This window comes from Sphingomonas paucimobilis NBRC 13935 (assembly GCF_000739895.2).
GTDB classification, from domain to species: domain Bacteria; phylum Pseudomonadota; class Alphaproteobacteria; order Sphingomonadales; family Sphingomonadaceae; genus Sphingomonas; species Sphingomonas paucimobilis.
The window spans coordinates 48,766-65,941 of the sequence record NZ_BBJS01000058.1; the positions used below are offsets into that span (position 1 = coordinate 48,766).

Annotated in this window: 15 protein-coding genes and 1 CRISPR repeat array; of the genes, 7 read left to right on the forward strand and 8 right to left on the reverse strand. The window is 65.9% G+C overall.

The genetic code is table 11. From position 1 onward, the window contains the following. The first annotated feature begins 102 nt into the window (after positions 1-102). Positions 103-1,317, forward strand: coding sequence for a toxic anion resistance protein (locus SP6_RS17830; RefSeq protein WP_007407073.1), 1,215 nt, complete (start codon positions 103-105; stop codon positions 1,315-1,317). 4 nt (positions 1,318-1,321) lie between these two features. Next, positions 1,322-2,056, forward strand: coding sequence for a hypothetical protein (locus SP6_RS17835; protein WP_007407085.1), 735 nt, complete (start codon positions 1,322-1,324; stop codon positions 2,054-2,056). Between the two features lie 185 nt (positions 2,057-2,241). On the opposite strand, the gene ruvB is transcribed toward SP6_RS17835, so the two are convergent. Further along, positions 2,242-3,267 (reverse strand): Holliday junction branch migration DNA helicase RuvB, encoded by a 1,026-nt coding sequence (gene ruvB, locus SP6_RS17840; protein ID WP_007407078.1) that lies wholly within the window; start codon positions 3,265-3,267, stop codon positions 2,242-2,244. Positions 3,268-3,427: 160 nt separating this feature from the next. On the opposite strand from ruvB, the gene SP6_RS17845 reads away from it, so the two are divergent. Then, on the forward strand, positions 3,428-4,330 hold the full coding sequence (locus SP6_RS17845) for a 2-hydroxyacid dehydrogenase (RefSeq protein WP_007407076.1): 903 nt from the start codon (positions 3,428-3,430) through the stop codon (positions 4,328-4,330). Between the two features lie 101 nt (positions 4,331-4,431). Here SP6_RS17845 and ruvA read toward each other — a convergent pair whose 3' ends face one another. The 4 genes from ruvA to SP6_RS17865 all read right to left on the reverse strand — a co-directional run bounded on the left by ruvA (position 4,432) and on the right by SP6_RS17865 (position 7,189). Beyond that, entirely contained in the window at positions 4,432-5,031 is a 600-nt protein-coding gene (ruvA, locus tag SP6_RS17850) for a Holliday junction branch migration protein RuvA (RefSeq protein WP_007407074.1), read from the reverse strand. 231 nt (positions 5,032-5,262) lie between these two features. Further along, entirely contained in the window at positions 5,263-5,781 is a 519-nt protein-coding gene (gene ruvC / locus SP6_RS17855; protein ID WP_007407071.1) for a crossover junction endodeoxyribonuclease RuvC, read from the reverse strand. Positions 5,782-5,878: 97 nt separating this feature from the next. Next, positions 5,879-6,622, reverse strand: coding sequence for a YebC/PmpR family DNA-binding transcriptional regulator (locus SP6_RS17860; RefSeq protein WP_007407072.1), 744 nt, complete (start codon positions 6,620-6,622; stop codon positions 5,879-5,881). Between the two features lie 27 nt (positions 6,623-6,649). Beyond that, positions 6,650-7,189 (reverse strand): DUF1003 domain-containing protein, encoded by a 540-nt coding sequence (locus SP6_RS17865; RefSeq protein WP_007407083.1) that lies wholly within the window; start codon positions 7,187-7,189, stop codon positions 6,650-6,652. A 69-nt stretch (positions 7,190-7,258) separates the two neighbouring features. Here SP6_RS17865 and SP6_RS17870 point away from each other — a divergent pair, with 69 nt between their 5' ends. Next, on the forward strand, positions 7,259-8,722 hold the full coding sequence (locus tag SP6_RS17870; RefSeq protein WP_037570215.1) for a helicase HerA domain-containing protein: 1,464 nt from the start codon (positions 7,259-7,261) through the stop codon (positions 8,720-8,722). Between the two features lie 91 nt (positions 8,723-8,813). Here SP6_RS17870 and SP6_RS17875 read toward each other — a convergent pair whose 3' ends face one another. The 3 genes from SP6_RS17875 to SP6_RS17885 form a co-directional block, all read right to left on the reverse strand. Then, the gene (locus SP6_RS17875) at positions 8,814-9,182 is read right to left on the reverse strand and encodes a hypothetical protein (protein WP_007407084.1); all 369 of its coding nucleotides are present in this window, start codon (positions 9,180-9,182) and stop codon (positions 8,814-8,816) included. A gap of 223 nt (positions 9,183-9,405) precedes the next feature. Next, positions 9,406-9,669, reverse strand: a complete 264-nt coding sequence (locus tag SP6_RS17880; RefSeq protein WP_007407082.1) for a DUF2312 domain-containing protein — start codon at positions 9,667-9,669, stop codon at positions 9,406-9,408. Between the two features lie 148 nt (positions 9,670-9,817). Beyond that, on the reverse strand, positions 9,818-10,120 hold the full coding sequence (locus SP6_RS17885; protein ID WP_007407068.1) for a DUF1244 domain-containing protein: 303 nt from the start codon (positions 10,118-10,120) through the stop codon (positions 9,818-9,820). Between the two features lie 72 nt (positions 10,121-10,192). On the opposite strand from SP6_RS17885, the gene pyk reads away from it, so the two are divergent. From pyk to cas1, 3 genes are all read left to right on the forward strand, one after another. Continuing rightward, positions 10,193-11,662: a pyruvate kinase gene (gene pyk, locus SP6_RS17890; RefSeq protein WP_037570213.1), complete on the forward strand. Its 1,470-nt coding sequence runs from the start codon at positions 10,193-10,195 to the stop codon at positions 11,660-11,662. Between the two features lie 313 nt (positions 11,663-11,975). After that, entirely contained in the window at positions 11,976-15,248 is a 3,273-nt protein-coding gene (cas9, locus tag SP6_RS17895) for a type II CRISPR RNA-guided endonuclease Cas9 (protein WP_007407075.1), read from the forward strand. A 17-nt stretch (positions 15,249-15,265) separates the two neighbouring features. Beyond that, positions 15,266-16,570, forward strand: coding sequence for a type II CRISPR-associated endonuclease Cas1 (gene cas1 / locus SP6_RS17900; RefSeq protein WP_232253954.1), 1,305 nt, complete (start codon positions 15,266-15,268; stop codon positions 16,568-16,570). A gap of 73 nt (positions 16,571-16,643) precedes the next feature. Further along, a CRISPR array of direct repeats spans positions 16,644-17,141; the repeat unit is 36 nt; unit sequence AGCATAGCCGCTCAGAGATTGCGGTCCAGCGGCAAC. Positions 17,142-17,176 lie beyond the last annotated feature (35 nt).

Below are 17,176 nucleotides of genomic sequence, written 5' to 3' on the forward strand. Positions count from 1 at the left end.
CCGTTGGAAGGACCCACGCATCACGTATTATTCCAGTAACACACTTGAACCGTGAGGCCTTCCCCTCCACACTATCGCTCAAGGCATTTGGAGACTTTGAGCATGGCCACGACCGCCGAGACCGCGACCGAGGAAAAGGGGCTGACGCTGACGCCGCCCGATCCCGTGCCGACGGTGGCGCCCGCCAAGGCCGCCGGGCTCGTCCCCGTCGACGACAAGGTCCGCACCCAGTTGGAGGAAAAGGTCGACGGCTTCGTCGCCGAACTGGTGGCGCAGGACGTCAACAGCCCCGAATTCGGCCGTCGTGTCGATGCGATCACCGCCATGGGGCAGAAGGAAATCCGCGAGGCGGCCAGCCAGTCCAACCGCTTCCTCGATCGCCCGGTCAAGGCGATGGACGGCGAAACCGGCGTCGGCAAGGACCTGACCGAGCTGCGCCGCGTCGTCGAAAGCCTCGACCCCGGCAAGCAGGGCAATCTGTCCGCGCCGCGCAAGCTGCTCGGCATCCTGCCCTTCGGCAACAAAATGCGCGACTATTTCGACGGCTATCGCTCGTCGCAGACGCATATCGCCGCGATCCTCAAGAGCCTGTCCTCGGGCCGCGAGGAACTGTTGATGGACAATGCCGCGATCGACACCGAACGCGCCAATCTCTGGTCCGCCATGGGCCGGCTGGAGCAGATGATCCATCTGTCCAAGACGATGGACGCGCGGCTGGAGGACAAGGCCAATGAGCTGGATCATACCGATCCGGCCAAAGCCAAGGCGATCCGCGAGACCGCGCTGTTCTACACCCGCCAGCGGACCCAGGACCTGCTGACCCAGATGGCGGTGACCGTGCAGGGCTATCTGGCGCTCGACCTGGTCAAGAAGAACAATGTCGAGCTGGTGAAGGGCGTCGACCGCGCCTCGACCACCACCGTCTCGGCGCTGCGCACCGCCGTCACCGTGGCGCAGGCACTGGCCAACCAGAAGCTGGTGCTCGACCAGATCACCGCGCTCAACTCGACCACCGCCAACATCATCGATTCGACCGGCAAGCTGCTGCGCAGCCAGACCGCGCAGATCCACGAGCAGGCGGCGGCCTCGACCATTCCGCTGGAGACGCTGCAACGCGCCTTCCAGAACATCTATGACACGATGGATGCGATCGACAGCTTCAAGCTGAAGGCGCTCGATTCGATGAAGACCACGGTCAACACGCTGGGCCAGGAGGTCGAGAAGTCGAAGGGCTATATCGCCCGCGCCGAAGGGGCGGCCAATCCGCAGTTGACCGGCGGATCGTCCGCCTCGTCCTTCAAGCTGGAGGCATTGTAATCCCGTGACCACGCCCCGCTCGAACGAGGTCGATGCCCAGATCGAGCGTGCGCGCGAAGTGATGGCGCGCATCTCACAGGATTATCGGGGGACGGCCCAGGCCACCGTCAAGCGCGTCCGACGCCAGGCGCGCTCGGCGGTGCGCCGCGTGATCCTGATCGCCATCGCCAACGCCGCCATCCTGATCGCGGCGATGGTGACCGGCCTGATCCTGCCCGGCGGGATCGGCATTTTCGGCGCGCTGGCGGCGATGATGCTGATGCTGGCGGTGACGCTGATGATCGCGCTGGCCCCCGCCCCGCGCGCGCCCAGCCCCGCCAAGCTGGCCCAGGTCGATATCAAGGCGCTCCCCGCGCAGACCGAACGCTGGCTGGAGGCGCAGCGCCCCCGCCTGCCCGCCCCGGCCGTCAATCTGGTCGACCGGATCGGCCAGCGGCTGGAAACCCTGTCGCCGCAGCTTGCCGCCGTCGACAACGACACGGTCGAGGCGATGGAGGTCCGCCGCCTGATCGGCGAGCAGCTCCCCGCCTTCCTCCGCGACTATGAGCGCGTGCCCGAGCCGCTACGCCGGGTCGAGCGCAATGGGCGGACGCCCGACGCGCAGCTGGTCGATGGCCTGAAGCTGATCGAGCAGGAGATCGGCGACATGACCCAGCGGCTGGCCCAAGCCGATCTCGACAGCCTGTCGACGCGGGGGCGCTATCTGGAAATGAAATATCGCGAGGAAAAGGCGGAATGAGCGTGAAGGCGGCGGTATGATGCCGGAGGACAAGCCGTCGTGCTTCCAGGAGCCGGCAACGGCCAAGTCCTGAGGGTTGGCCCTTGGCCTTCGACTTCGCTCAGGCTGAACGGAGTTTGGGAGCCAAGCCATATTACCCGCCGCCGTTCAGCCTGAGCGAAGTCGAAGGCCACGCCCCTCCCCCCTCAGGTGTCGAACAATCCGTCCTGCGACCCGACCGGAGGATTGAGGCCCAGATGCTTCCATCCGCCCGGGTTCAAGATTCGCCCCCGCGCCGTCCGCGCCAGCAGGCCGAGCTGGATGAGATAGGGCTCGATCACCTCCTCGATCGTGTCGCGCGGTTCGGACAGGCCAGCGGCGAGCGTCTCCACCCCGACCGGGCCGCCGCGATAGACATCGGCGATCATGGTCAGATAGCGCCGGTCCATCGCATCCAGCCCCAGCGAGTCGACCTCCAGCCGGTTGAGCGCCTGGTCGGCGGCGGCGGCATGGACGATCTCATGCCCCGCCACGCTGGCGAAGTCGCGAACCCGGCGCAGCAGCCGCCCGGCGATACGCGGCGTGCCGCGGGAACGCCGCGCGACCTCGATCGCGCCATCCTCGGCGATCGGCAGGTCGAGCAGCCGCGCGGCACGCGTCACCACGCGGGTCAATTCCTCGACCGTATAGAATTGCAACCGCACCGGAATGCCGAAACGATCGCGCAGCGGCGTGGTCAGCAACCCCTGCCGCGTCGTCGCTCCAACAAGCGTGAAGCGCGGCAAATCGATCCGCACCGACCGCGCCGAGGGGCCTTCCCCGATCATCAGGTCGAGGACACGGTCCTCCATCGCCGGATAGAGCACTTCCTCGACCGCCGGTTGCAGGCGGTGAATCTCGTCGATGAACAGGACGTCGCCATCCTCAAGATTGGTCAGCAGCGCGGCGAGGTCTCCCGACTTGGCGATGACCGGGCCCGAGGTCGCGCGGAAGCCCACCCCCATTTCGCGCGCAATGATCTGCGCCAACGTGGTCTTGCCCAGCCCCGGCGGCCCGAAGAACAGCACATGGTCCAACGCATCGCCACGCCCTTTCGCGGCCTGAATGAAGACACGGAGGTTGTCGCGCGCCGCATGCTGGCCGACAAACTCGTCCAGGCTCTTCGGACGAAGCGCAGCATCGACATCCTCGGGACGGCGGCTGGCGGACAAGAGGCGATCCTGATCGGTCATAGCGCGCGCCCTAGCGGCTGCGCCGGGCGACTGTCGAGCATCAGGATCGGGGAAGCATCAGCGAACATTGCACGAACATAGCAGCCGATGCACCGCAGGGACAGCCATGCTCCGAGCGAAGCTGATCCGGGTGGCGGACTCGCGTACAGAATCGCGCTAAATGGGGGATATGCCGCACGATCTCTTCCTGGCCACCCAGATACCGCCCGCGCTCGAACTGGCGCTTGCCGACCACTACACGCTCTATCGCGATACACCGCCCGCCACCACCCGTGCCATGGTCGGCGGCGGCATGATGACGGTCGATCGTAACCTGCTCGACCGACTCCCGGAGTTGGAAATCATTGCGGTCCACGGCGTCGGCCATGACGGCATCGACCGGGAGGCCGTGGCGGCGCGCGGCATTCGCATCGCGATCACCCCGGACGTGCTGACCGAGGATGTCGCGGACCAGGCGATCGCGCTGTGGCTGGCGGTCGACCGGCGGATCGCGGCGAACGACCGGGCGATGCGGATGGGCAACTGGACCGTGCCGCTGGGCCGGCGCGCCAGCGGGCGGCGGATCGGCCTGTTCGGGCTGGGCCGGATCGGCCAGGCGATCGCCCGGCGCGCGGAGCCCTTTGGCGGCGAGATCCTCTACACCGCACGTTCGGCCAAGCCGGTCGCGTGGCACTTCGTGCCCGACCTGGCCACGCTGGCGGAGGAGAGCGACGTGCTGATCCTCGCCGCGCCGGGCGGACCTGAGACGAAGGGCGTGGTGGATGCGGCGGTGCTGGACCGGCTGGGTCCTGACGGGGTGCTGGTCAACATCGCGCGCGGCAGCCTGGTCGACGAAGAGGCGCTGATCGCCGCGCTGGACGCCCACCGGATCGCCGGCGCGGGGTTGGACGTGTTCGCCGACGAGCCCGATGTGCCCTATGCGCTGCGCCGGATGAACCATGTAGTGCTCTCCCCCCATCAGGGCAGCGCGACGCGGGAGGGGCGAGCGGCGATGGCGGACATGGTGGTCGCCAATCTGGAGGCGCATTTCGCCGGGCAGGAGGTACCGGGGTTGCTGGGTTAGGGTTTCCTTTGGGCTTCGACTTCGCTCAGCCTGAACGGAGATTTGTAAGCTACCCACAGCCGCTCAGGCTGAGCAAAGTCGAAGCCCACGCCCCACCACCGCTATTTCGCCGCCTTCCGGAGCGCCAACCGCACCAGCGCGTCCAGGGAAGCACTGGCCCCCAATTCCTCTTCCGCCGAGGCCACCGCCGCGCTGGCCTCGGCTGGGCGGAAGCCCAGGTTGAGCAGCGCCGATACCGCATCCGCACCCGCTCCGACCGTCGCCGCCGCACCGCCACCCGATCCGGGGGCCAGCACGATGCCGCCGACCTTGTCCTTCAACTCCATGACGATCCGCTGCGCGAGTTTCGGCCCGACGCCGTTCGCGCGCGCGACCATCGCCTTGTCGCCGCTGGCGATCGCCCGCATCAGGTCGGCGGGTTCGAGCGCCGACAGGATCGCCAGCGCCACCCGCGACCCCACGCCCTGCACGCCGGTCAACAGCCGGAACCAGTCGCGCTCATCGGCGCTGGCAAAGCCGACCAGCCGGATCGAATCCTCCGACACCAGCATCTCGGTATGCAGCATCGCCGCCTCGCCCACCGAACCGATGACGGACAAGGTGCGCGCCGACGCACCGACCAGATAGCCCACACCGCCGACATCGATAACCGCATGGTCGATGCCGGTGGAGTCCAAACGTCCCTTGAGATGCGCGATCATGCGGCCGGATTAGAACAAAACGGGGGTTTCGTCACGTCTTTCGGTGGAACGGAAAATGGATCACGCGACGCCGCGAAGCGGGATAATTTTGTTCGCGCGGAGACGCGGAGGCGCGGAGATGTTGCCTTGCCGGACGACATGCGGGCTTTGCCGACGGTTGAGATCAGAGGGCCGCTGACGCGGCGAGTGGCACACCTCCGCGTCTCCGCGCCTCCTCGTGAACCATGTCTTCTAAATGGCCGAAGCCCGTCGCTGCATCGCCCGCGCGCTGGCAAGATGATGCGCATGGGTGATCGCCACCGCCAGCGCGTCGGCCGCGTCGGGGCCGGTGAGCTTCACACCGGGGAGCAGATGACCGACCATCGCCTGCACCTGCTTCTTGTCCGCGCCGCCGGTGCCGACGGTCGCCTTCTTGACGATGCTGGGATGATATTCGCCGACGATCAGTCCCGCTTGCGCCGCAGCGAGCAGGACGATGCCGCGCGCCTGGCCCAGTTTCAGCGTTGATTGCGCGTTGCTGTTGCCCAGTACCTCTTCCACCGCCGCGCCGTCCGGCTGTTGCTGGCGGATCACGTCGTAGAGCGCGGCGTGCAGGTTCGCCAGCCGCCGGGGCAGCGGCATCGACGGCTCGGTCTTGATCTGGCCGTTGGCGACATGGCGCAGCCGGTTACCTTCCGCCGCGATCACCCCCCAGCCGGTGGTGCCGAGACCGGGGTCGAGGCCAAGGATGATGGCGGGGGGTGGGGTCATCTTCTGCCTTGCGAGGGGTAATCTATGGTTCCTACCCCTCACCACCGGGCTTTGCCCGGCGGTCCCCTCCCCAAGCCATACTTGGGGAGGAATGGGATCAGGCCAGCTTTTCCATCACTTCGTCGGAGACTTCGTAATTGCCCCAGACGGTCTGGACGTCATCGTCATCGTCCAGCGTGTCGATCAGCTTGAACAGCGTCGCCGCCGCCGCCTCATCGACTGCAACCATGGTCTGCGGCCGCCAGGCGAGCTTGGCGCCTTCCGCCTCGCCCAGCACGGGCTCCAGCGCCTTGGCGACTTCGTGCAGATCGGCCTGCGCCGTCCAGATCTCGTGGCCGTCCTCCGACGAAGTGACGTCTTCGGCACCCGCTTCCAGCGCGGCCTCGAACACCTTCTCGGCGTCGCCCGCGCTGGCGGGATAGTTGATCAGGCCCATCCGGTCGAAGCCATGGCTGACCGAACCGGCGGTGCCCAGATTGCCGCCATTCTTCGACACCGCGGTGCGCACGTTTGTCGCGGTGCGGTTGCGATTGTCGGTCAGCGCCTCGATGATCAGGCTGACGCCGCCGGGGCCGAAACCCTCGTAACGGATTTCCTCGTAATTCTCCCCGTCGCCGCGCGAGGCCTTGTCGATCGCGCGCGCGATATTGTCCTTGGGCATCGAGGCCGCCTTGGCCGCGTTGACGGCGGCGCGCAGACGCGGGTTCATGTCCGGGTCGGGCGTGCCCATCTTGGCCGCGACGGTGATTTCGCGGGAAAGCTTGGAAAATGCCGCCGAGCGCTTCTTATCCTGCGCGCCCTTGCGGTGCATGATGTTCTTGAATTTGCTGTGGCCTGCCATCGGTGCCTCTTGAGATGATCGGGCTCTTTACGACCGCGCAAGGGCCTTTGCCAACCCGTCGATCTTCGCCTCCAGCGAGTCGAGCCGTTCAATAACCGCGATATCGAGTTTGTGATGCAGGCGCAGGATGTCGATCTCGGCGCGCAAATTGGTGCGATAGTCGAGGCTGGCGGCCAATCTATCCTTCGCCGCCTGCCGGTTCTGGCTCATCATGATGACCGGCGCCTGGACCGCCGCCAGCGTCGAGAGCATCAGGTTGAGGAAGATGTACGGATAGGGATCGAAGACCAGCCCGAAATGGCTGAGCACATCCGAATTGAGTAGCATCCATCCCAGCAGCACCACCGAAAATGCGATGATGAAACCCCAACTGCCGCCGACCGCCGCCACCCGATCGGCCAGTTTTTCGCCCAACGTCGCGGTCTCGTCCGCGACATCGGCGGCGTCGCGTGTACTGATGCTGCCCGATTCGATATCGGTCAGAACCTGGCGTTCCTCCTCGTCCAGTTCGGCAAAGGGCTTGCCCAGCGCGCGGCGGGCGGTTTCGGCGGCGGTCGACAGGGCCATGGGCAAGGGGCTCCGCTGGGAATCAAATGCCTTGCTCCTTGGGGCGTTGATCGGCCAAACGCCAGAGTCATGACGGTACGCGTGGATATGGGAACCGACGAGCGAGGCTCGTCGGTGCCGATCGATCTTGAGGAGCTTCTGGCGACCCGCCTGCTCGTGCAGGGCAATTCGGGGTCGGGAAAGTCGCATCTGCTGCGCCGCCTGCTGGAAAAGTCGGCGGGCCAGGTGCAGCAGGTGGTGATCGATCCCGAGGGCGATTTCGTCACCTTGTCCAAGGCCTATGGCCATGTCGTGATCGAAGCCGGCGACTATGCCGAACGCGAGGTCGGGCGGTTCGGCGCGCGGATTCGTGAACATCGCGCCTCGGTGGTGTTGAGCCTGGAAGGACTGGAGATCGAGGGGCAGATGCGCTGCGCCGCGACCTTCCTCAACGCCCTGTTCGATGCGCCGCGTGAGCATTGGTATCCCGCGCTGGTGGTCGTGGACGAGGCACAGCTCTTCGCCCCCACCACCGGCGGCGAGGTGTCGGAGGAGGTGCGCCGCGCCTCGCTGTCCGCCATGACCAACCTCATGTGTCGCGGGCGCAAACGCGGCCTGGCGGGCGTGATCGCGACCCAGCGACTCGCCAAGCTCGCCAAGAACGTCGCGGCGGAGGCCTCCAATTTCCTGATGGGTCGCACCTTCCTCGACATCGACATGGCGCGCGCCGCCGATCTGCTCGGCATGGAGCGGCGGCAGGCCGACTCGATCCGCGATCTGGCGCGCGGTACCTTCCTGGCGCTGGGGCCTGCCGTCTCGCGGCGGCCGATCACGGTGAAGATCGGCGCGGTGGAGACCTCGGCCCGGTCGGGCAGCCCCAAGCTGACCCCCCTGCCCGACGCGCCGCCGCCGGACCTGCAGGAACTGCTCTTCGCGCCCGTCGAGGAAGCCCCCACCCTGCCGATGACCTTCGACCCGCGCCCGCGCCGGGTCCCCGCCGAGGAACTGATGGCCGATCTCGGCCGCCCGCCGCTGCCCACGACCGCCGCGCCGGCCGCGCCCGAGATGGACGAGGCCGAGGTCGAGGCGATCTACGAACAGGTACTGCGCGCGATCGTCGAGGACCCCGAATCGACCTTCCGCCCCGCCTCGGTGCTGTTCCAGGATTTCCAGGTGCGCTGCCGGATGGCGGGGCTGGCCCGGCCGCCGCTCGACCTGAACGGCTTCGCCCGGCGGCTGTCCTGCGCACGGGCGGGGATTTTCGACGTCAACGATCCCGACTGGCAGGAGGCGCTGGCGCTGGCCGGAATGCTGCCCGACGACATGCTCGGCGCGTTCCTGCTGGTGGCGAGGGCCGCGCGCGAGGGCCTGCCCTGCCCGCCGGATACCAAGATCGCCGAGACCTATGGCACCAGCTCTTTGGGCCGGGTGAAGCGGCTGATCGCCTATATCGAGAGCCGCGACCTGTTCGTGTGCCGCACCGACCTGACGGGGAAGCGATCGATCACGATTCCGCGGCTGGGCTGGACGACCCAGGCGGCGGAGATGGGTTGAGGGGCTTCCCTTGGCCTTCGACTTCGCTTGAGGGGAACGGAGGTTGAAGTGAAGAAACCGCAAACTTACGCTTCGGCACTCCGCCCGATGATCAGGGCTTTGGGGCAGCGGCTTTGATCATCGGCCGTGGTATCCAGATCGTGCATGACAACCCTTCGACCAATGGTCCGCCATCCGGCATCCGGACGCGCTTGAAACAGCCGCCGAGCGGAAATTCCCGACTCAGCCAGCGTCCCTCCGGCTGATCTTGCTCGTAGGATTGAATCTTATGCCGTTCCAGAAAGGCCCATAGCTTGTCGGCCGCCGCACCGGAGCAGATATATTTGTGGCTGCTGTCCGTTTCGGTAACGTAATTTGCCTCGATCGCTTCGTTCAGACAAGCTTCCATGAGGACCGGCATCTGCTCCGGGAAAGGCTCGTCGGTTATTGCGGCAAGCAGGGCGAGGACAAAGATCAGCATGATGGACCGAAGTCATGCCCGGTCAGGGTGTGACCGGCAAGCGCCAACATGGCGGCGCTATTCTCTCCAAAGTCCAAGAACGGCTCATCGACAAACGCCTATGCAAGCCCCCCCGTTAAGCCTGAGCGAAGTCGAAGGCCACCCCCCACCGCCGGCTACAAACAAAAAGGGCGACGGAGCCCTCGCCCCGCCGCCCTTCGCATATCCGAACCCGAAAGCGGGATCAGATCATGCCCAGCGCCTTCATATACACTTCGAGGATGGCTTCCTCTTCCTGATATTCCTCCCGCTTCTTCTTGCGGATGGCCATGATCTTCTTGATCGCCTTGGGATCATACCCACGCGCCTTGGCTTCGGCGAATACATCCTTGATGTCGTCCGAAATGCCCTTCTTCTCTTCTTCCAGCCGCTCGGCCCGCTCGATCAGCAGGCGCAGTTCGTCGGCCGTGACATTGCCGCTGCTGTCGAAATTCTCGTCCGCCATCATCTTAACCTTTTGAAATCCTGTATGCCCCGAAGAGCCCGACCGGATCGCCGCCCCGATGCCCATCGCCTGGGGCGGCGGGCCGTCTGGCGCGAATGTCGGGATCGGCGGCGGGTCTAGGCGGTTCCGGGCCAGCGCTCAAGCCGGCTGTTCACGCATTCTTCTTCACGCTTTCGGCCATGCGCGCCAGTTGCTCCGAGGTCGCCTCGGCCTGGTGCTCGGCCTTCCACTGATCATATGGCATGCCGTAGATCGCTTCGCGCGCGGTCGCCTTGTCGACGCCCGCCGCCTCGCCCACCCAGTCGGACAGGCAGTTGCGGCAAAAGCCCGCCAGCCCCATCAGGTCGACATTCTGCGCATCGGTCCGGTGGCGCAGGTGCAGGACCAGTCGGCGGAACGCCGCCGCCGCGGCCTGATCATCGATTGCATTCAACGCATCCACCGCATCGGCCATATTCGTCGCTCCTAGGTTGATCGTAACGCATTAGGCTTTAGGACACAGGCCGAAAAGAAGCAGGATGTGAACATGATCAAGGCTCTCCCCCCTCGTTCGCGCAAAGTCCGCGTCCTGGCCACGCTCGGCCCCGCGAGCAGCGATCCCGAAATGATCGCCACCCTGTTTCAGGCAGGTGCCGACGCCTTCCGCATCAATATGAGCCATGGCGACCAGCAGTCGAAGATCCCGCTGATCCAGGCGATTCGCGCGCTGGAGGAACGGTTCGACCGCCCGACCACGATCCTGGCCGATCTTCAGGGCCCGAAGCTGCGCGTCGGCAAGTTCGCCGAGGGCAAGGTCATGCTGGAGACCGGCAGCACCTTCATCCTTGATCGCGACCCCACGCCGGGCGACGCGACCCGTGTAGAGTTGCCCCACAAGGAAATCTTCGCCGCGATCGAGCCGGGCGCGCGCCTGCTGCTCGACGATGGCAAGCTCGTCCTGCGCGTGGCTTTCCATGATGAGGAGAAGATCACGACGCTGGTCGAGGTCGGCGGCGCGCTGTCGAACAACAAGGGGCTGAACGTCCCCGACGTGGTGCTGCCCATGGCCGCGCTGACCGAGAAGGACCGGTCGGACCTCAATTTCGCGGTCGAGCAGGGCGTGGACTGGATCGCGCTCTCCTTCGTGCAGCGGCCCGAGGATTTGATGGAGGCGCGCGGCCTGATCAAGGGGCGCGCCGCGCTCCTCGCCAAGATCGAGAAGCCGCAGGCGATCGACCGGCTAGAGGAGATCGTCGAGCAGTGCGATGGCGTGATGGTCGCGCGCGGCGACCTGGGTGTCGAATTGCCGCCCCAGGCGGTGCCGCCACTCCAGAAGCGCATCGTCGAGGTCTCGCGCCGCATGGGCCGCCCGGTCGTCGTCGCGACCCAGATGCTCGAATCGATGATCCAGAGCCCCTCGCCCACCCGCGCCGAAGTGTCGGACGTGGCGACCGCCATTTACGACGGCGCCGACGCGATCATGCTGTCGGCCGAGTCGGCGGCAGGCGCCTGGCCGGTCGAATCGGTCGCGATGATGAACGCGATCGGCGTGTCGGTGGAAAACGACCCCGGTCACGGCGAGCGTGTCCACTTCACCGCCATGACCCCCGACCCGACGACCGCTGACGCGCTGGCCGAGGCGGCGGCGCGGATCACCAACACGGTCTCGGCCAAGGCGATCATCTGCTTCACCACCAGCGGCTCGACCGCCCGCCGCGTCGCGCGTGAGCGCCCCTCGGTGCCGATCCTGGTCCTGACCCCGCAGCTCGAAACGGCACGCCGCCTGGGCCTGCTCTGGGGCTGTCACGCGGTGCACACCCGCGACGTCGAATCCTTCGAGGAGATGGTCGCCAAGTCCAAGCGCATGGCGCTGCGCCACGGCATCGCCGAGGCGGGCAACCAGGTCGTGCTGATGGCCGGCGTCCCCTTCCGCACGCCGGGATCGACCAACGTGCTGCACGTCACTCGGATCATGGGCGACGAACTGGCGAATTACGGGGACGGGGTCGAGGTGTAAGCCCGGCCGCCTTATGGCCTGAACGATAAGGGGGCGGCGGGGCATCATTCCGTCGCCCTTTTCTTTGGGTCGACGCCGGATACACCGGACAAGAAAAAAGCCAGCGCCGTAGCGCTGGCCTTATCTGGTGCAGACATGACTGCTTGTTAGCCGCCAGTACCGCAATCTCTGAGGATTGGAAATTTGCCCAATCGACGACTGCGGTCAAGCCCGGTCGCCTCCAATTCGGATCGATCTTGCGTTCCGTTCCAAGCCCTTTTTTCCATAGACAAAGGGGTCCATCATCGGGGGAAACAGGATGGACGGGGGAGCTATGGACTGGCGGCTTGGACTGGATCTCGGCGCGAACTCATTGGGTTGGGCGGCCTTGCGGCTGGATCGCGCGGGCGATCCCATCGGCATCCTCGCCATGGGGTCCCGCATCTTCAGCGATGGGCGCGATCCCAAGTCCGGGGCCTCGCTGGCGGTCGATCGGCGTGCTGCGCGGGCCATGCGACGGCGGCGTGACCGGTTCAAACAGCGTCAGGCCGCGCTCCTCAAATATCTGATCCGCGATGGCCTGTTTCCGGCGGATCAGGCCGATCGACAGAGGCTGGCGGATGAAGACCCCTATGCCCTGCGCGCCCGCGCGCTCGACGAGGAATTGTCGCTGTTCGAAATCGGCCGGGCGCTGTTCCACCTCAATCAGCGGCGCGGCTTTCAGTCCAACCGCAAGGCGGATCGCGGCCAGGATGACGAAGCGGGCAAGATCGCGGTCGGTGTGGACCGACTGAATCAGCAGATGGAGGAGCAGGGCGCCCGCACGCTGGGCGAGTTCCTGCATCAGCGCCGCCGAGCCGCCACCGATGCCAATCACATCCCTTCGGTCCGTACACGCCTGCGCCCTGAAACCGGCGAGGGGGCGAAGGGCGATGGCTATGACTTCTACCCCTCGCGCGCGCTGATCGCCGAGGAGTTCGAGGAGATTTGGGCCGCGCAGGCACCGCATTACCCCGACACGCTGACGCAGCAGGTCCACGACCGGCTGTACGAGATCATCTTCCACCAGCGTCCGCTCCGCGCGCCGCAGGTCGGGCAATGTACGCTGGTCGCCGGCGAGACGCGCCTGCCCAAGGCGCATCCGCTGTTCCAGAAGCGCCGTCTGCTCGAGGAGATCAACGCGCTGATGATCGTCCGGCCCGGCGAGATCGCCCAGCGCCTGACGCCCGAGGAGCGCGACACGCTCTATCTGAAGCTGAAGGACAAGCGCACCGTCAGCTTCGCCACGCTGCGCAAGACGCTGAAGCTCGACAGCGCCGCGCGGTTCAACAAGGAAAGCGAGAACCGCACCGAGTTGAAGGGCGACGAGGTGGCGGCCGAGCTGGGTGCCAAGACGCGTCTCGGCACCCGCTGGCAGCATCTGTCGGGCGACCAGCAATGGGAGGTCGTCCACCGATTGATGGCGCTCGAAAGCCAGGCGGACGAAGCCGCGTTTCGCGACTGGATCAGCCAGACCTATGACCTGTTGCCCGAACAGGCCGCGGCGGTGCTGGGCGCGCGATTGCCACAGGGCCATGGCCGCTTCGGACCGACCGCCACCACGACGCTGATCGACTCGCTGCTCCACGACCGGACCGAGGATGGCCGGGTGGTCGTCTATAGCGAGGCGGTGCAGCGCTCGGGACTGGGTCATCACAGCGATCTGCGGCACGACCGCGATGACGAGGACGTCACCGAGCTCCCCTATTATGGCGTCGCCCTGGAACGCCATATCATGCCCGGCACCGCCGAGCCGACCGATCCGGAAGAGATGCGGATCGGCCGCCTGACCAACCCGACCGTCCATATCGGGCTGAATCAACTGCGCCACGTCGTGAACCGACTGATTCGCGCCTATGGCCCGCCCAAGGAGATCGCGATCGAACTCGCCCGCGAATTGAAGCTGAGCGAGGACGAGAAGAAGAAGCGCAATAGCGAGAATCGCGACAACCGGCTGGCCGCCGAGGGGCGCTCGAAGAAGCTGGAGGAAATCCGCCAGCGCGATACCGGCGCCAACCGTGCGCTGCTGAAATTGTGGGAAGAACTCAATCCCGGCAACGTCCTCGACCGGCGCTGCATCTATACCGGCGAGCAGATTTCGATCGACATGCTGTTTTCCGACCGGGTCGAGGTGGATCACATCCTGCCCTTCGCCCAGACGCTGGACGATTCGAACGGCAACAAGCTGCTCTGCCTGCGCGAGGCCAATCGCGAGAAGCGCCGCCGGTCGCCCTATGAGGCCTGGGGACATACCGACCGCTGGCCCGACATCGCCGAGCGTGCCTCTCGCCTGCCCAAGCCCAAGCGCTGGCGGTTCGAGCCCGATGCGATGCAGCGCTTTGCGACGGAAGACGGCTTCCTGGCGCGGCACTTGGTCGACACGCAATATCTCGGCCGATTGGCGCGCGAATATCTGTCCTGGCTCTATCCCGGGCGTGGCGAGGGATCGGGCCATGTCTGGGTTTCACCCGGTCGGCTCACGGAAATGGTCCGGCGCAAACTGGGGCTGAACGACCTGCTGCCCGACCATAATTTCGGCGGCGGCGCGGACCAGCCCAAGAACCGGCTCGACCACCGCCATCACGCGATCGACGCGCTGGTCGTCGCGATCGTCGATCGGGGGATGCTGCAGGCCATCGCCCGCGCTTCGGGCCAGGACGGTAGCGAGGGGCGCGAGCGCATCCATATTCCCGCTCCCTGGGACGGCTTTCGCGACGATCTGCGCGTGGCGGTCAACGGGATCATCGTGTCGCACCGTCCCGACCATGGCACCGTGGCCAAGGCGGGATTGGCGCGCGGCCGCGACCAGACCGCCGGCCGCCTTCACAACGACACCGCCTATGGCCTGACCGGCGAGACCGACGCCAAGGGCAACAGCATCGTCGTGCGCCGCATACCGCTATCGGCGATCAAGAAACCCGCCGACATCGCGCGGGTCCGCGATCCGCTGCTACGCAACGCGCTGGCCGAGTTCACCAAGGGATTGGACGGCAAGGCGTTCGAGGCACGGATCGGGCGGTTTCACGAATTGGGGCCGCTTCTCTATCGCGGCATCCGCCGGGTCCGCGTGGTCGAAACGCTGACCGTCATCCCGATCCGCGATGCCGAGGGCCGGGCCTATAAGGGCTATAAGGGTGACAGCAATTACCGTTACGATGTCTGGGAAATGCCGGACGGCAAATGGCGATGTCAGGTCGTGTCGATGTTCGACGCGCATCAGTCGACCGAACAGGCACGGCCGCATCCCGCCGCCCGCAAGATTCTCAGTCTGCAGCGCAACGACATACTCGCGATCGAACGGACCGAAGGGGATCGTGAACTGGTTCGCGTCGTCAAATTTTCCGAAAAGCAATTCGCCGTCGCGCCCCCGCATGAAGGCGGCTCACTTAAGACTCGCGACGGCAATGCCGATGATCCGTTTCGCTATCTTTATCCCTCCCCCAACACGCTGAAAGGCTGGCGCGCACGCCAAGTCCGGATCGACGAACTGGGCCGCGTGCTCGACCCCGGCTTCCCCGCCCGCAAGTCCGTACGGCGCACCCGCCCCCGCGCCGCGCCGGTCGACTGACGAGGGACGCCGCCGCGATGGGTTTGGAACGGATCGTCGATATCGCCACCGACAACCGGCATCTGTCCGCCCATCGCGGCTTCCTGATCGTCTCGGAGGAGCGGGTCGAGGTCGGCCGGGTGCCGCTCGACGATGTCGGCGCGGTCATCGTCCATGCGCACGGCGTCACCTGGTCGACCAATCTGATCGTCGCACTGGCCGAGCGCGGTGCGGTGATGCTGTTGTGCGGAAGCAACCACAGCCCGGCCGCCATCTGCCTGCCGATCGACGGTCATCATGCGCAGAACGGCCGGATGCGCGCACAATGGGAGGCCGGGCGTCCGCTGTCCAAACAGCTCTGGCGTGCGCTGGTGGTGGCCAAGATCCGCTGGCAGGGCGCGGTGCTGGCCGCCAATGGCCACTCCGCCACCGCCTTCGATCATCTGGCGCGCAAGGTCGGATCGGGCGACCCCGAGAATATCGAGGCGCAGGCGGCGCGCCGGTACTGGCCGACCCTGATGGGCGAGGCTTTCCGGCGCGACCGCGATGCGCAAGGCGCCAATGCGCTCCTGAACTATGGCTATGCGGTGATGCGCGCCGCCTGCGCCCGTGCGGTCGTGGCGGCGGGGCTGCACCCGTCGATCGGCGTCCATCACGCGCATCGCGGCAATCCCTTCGCGCTGGCCGACGATGTGATCGAGCCGTTCCGCGCGCTGGTCGATGCCCTGACCATCCGGCTGATCGCGCACGACATCACCGGCGTCACGTCCGAGGCCAAGCGCGCCTATGCCGGCCTAATCGCGGTCGACCTGATGCTGGACGACGGTATCACCACCGTCTGGCTCGCCATCCAGCGGACCGCGCAGACCCTGGCACGCAGCTTCCAGAGCGGTCGCGCCACCGACCTGATCCTGCCCGCGCCCCCCCTCCGCGCTGGAACTGGCCGCCCTGGACGGATTGATCGGGCGATGAGCCCGCGTCTCGCCACCACGCCCATCCCCGCGAGCGGCGCGGCACAACTGTCGGGATATCGGCTGATGTGGATTTTCGTGATGTTCGACCTGCCCGTCACCACCAAGTCCGAGTCGCGCGCCGCCACCAAATTCCGCCAATATCTGCTCGACGAAGGGTTCGAAAAGAGCCAGTTCTCGGTCTATGCCCGTTTCTGCAGCGGCAAGGAGCAGATGGAAGCTTATCTACGCCGGATCGAGGCGAACCTGCCCGACAAGGGCGAGATCCACATATTGAGCTTCACCGACCGCCAATATGAGAATATCATCCGCTTCGCCGGCCAATCCCGCCGGCAACCGCGCAAAAACCCCGACCAACTGGCCCTGTTCTGATGCTTCGCGACCGTTTTGACTATGCCGGATGGTGGATTTCGTCGTTGCAGATCAACGCGATACCCCACCATCCAGCATAGCCGCTCAGAGATTGCGGTCCAGCGGCAACACCCTGCGTCCCCGCTTGATGACCGGACCGAGCATAGCCGCTCAGAGATTGCGGTCCAGCGGCAACTGTCGCCGAATTCCACCTTGGCAACACCGGAGCATAGCCGCTCAGAGATTGCGGTCCAGCGGCAACGGCGCGCCCCGGCCATCGCTTGCGCGCGCTAGCATAGCCGCTCAGAGATTGCGGTCCAGCGGCAACGCGCGATCGGGTCGCCATCGGGGCCGCAAGAGCATAGCCGCTCAGAGATTGCGGTCCAGCGGCAACTACCGCCGCTTTTGACTCTGCATCTGGGATAGCATAGCCGCTCAGAGATTGCGGTCCAGCGGCAACTATGCGGATTGGCTTACGGACGCGCGGAGGAGCATAGCCGCTCAGAGATTGCGGTCCAGCGGCAACTACGCGCCTTATATGAACGCGAACAGGAACAGCATAGCCGCTCAGAGATTGCGGTCCAGCGGCAACTGATCGACGAACGCGAACATCTGGAGGGCCAGCAT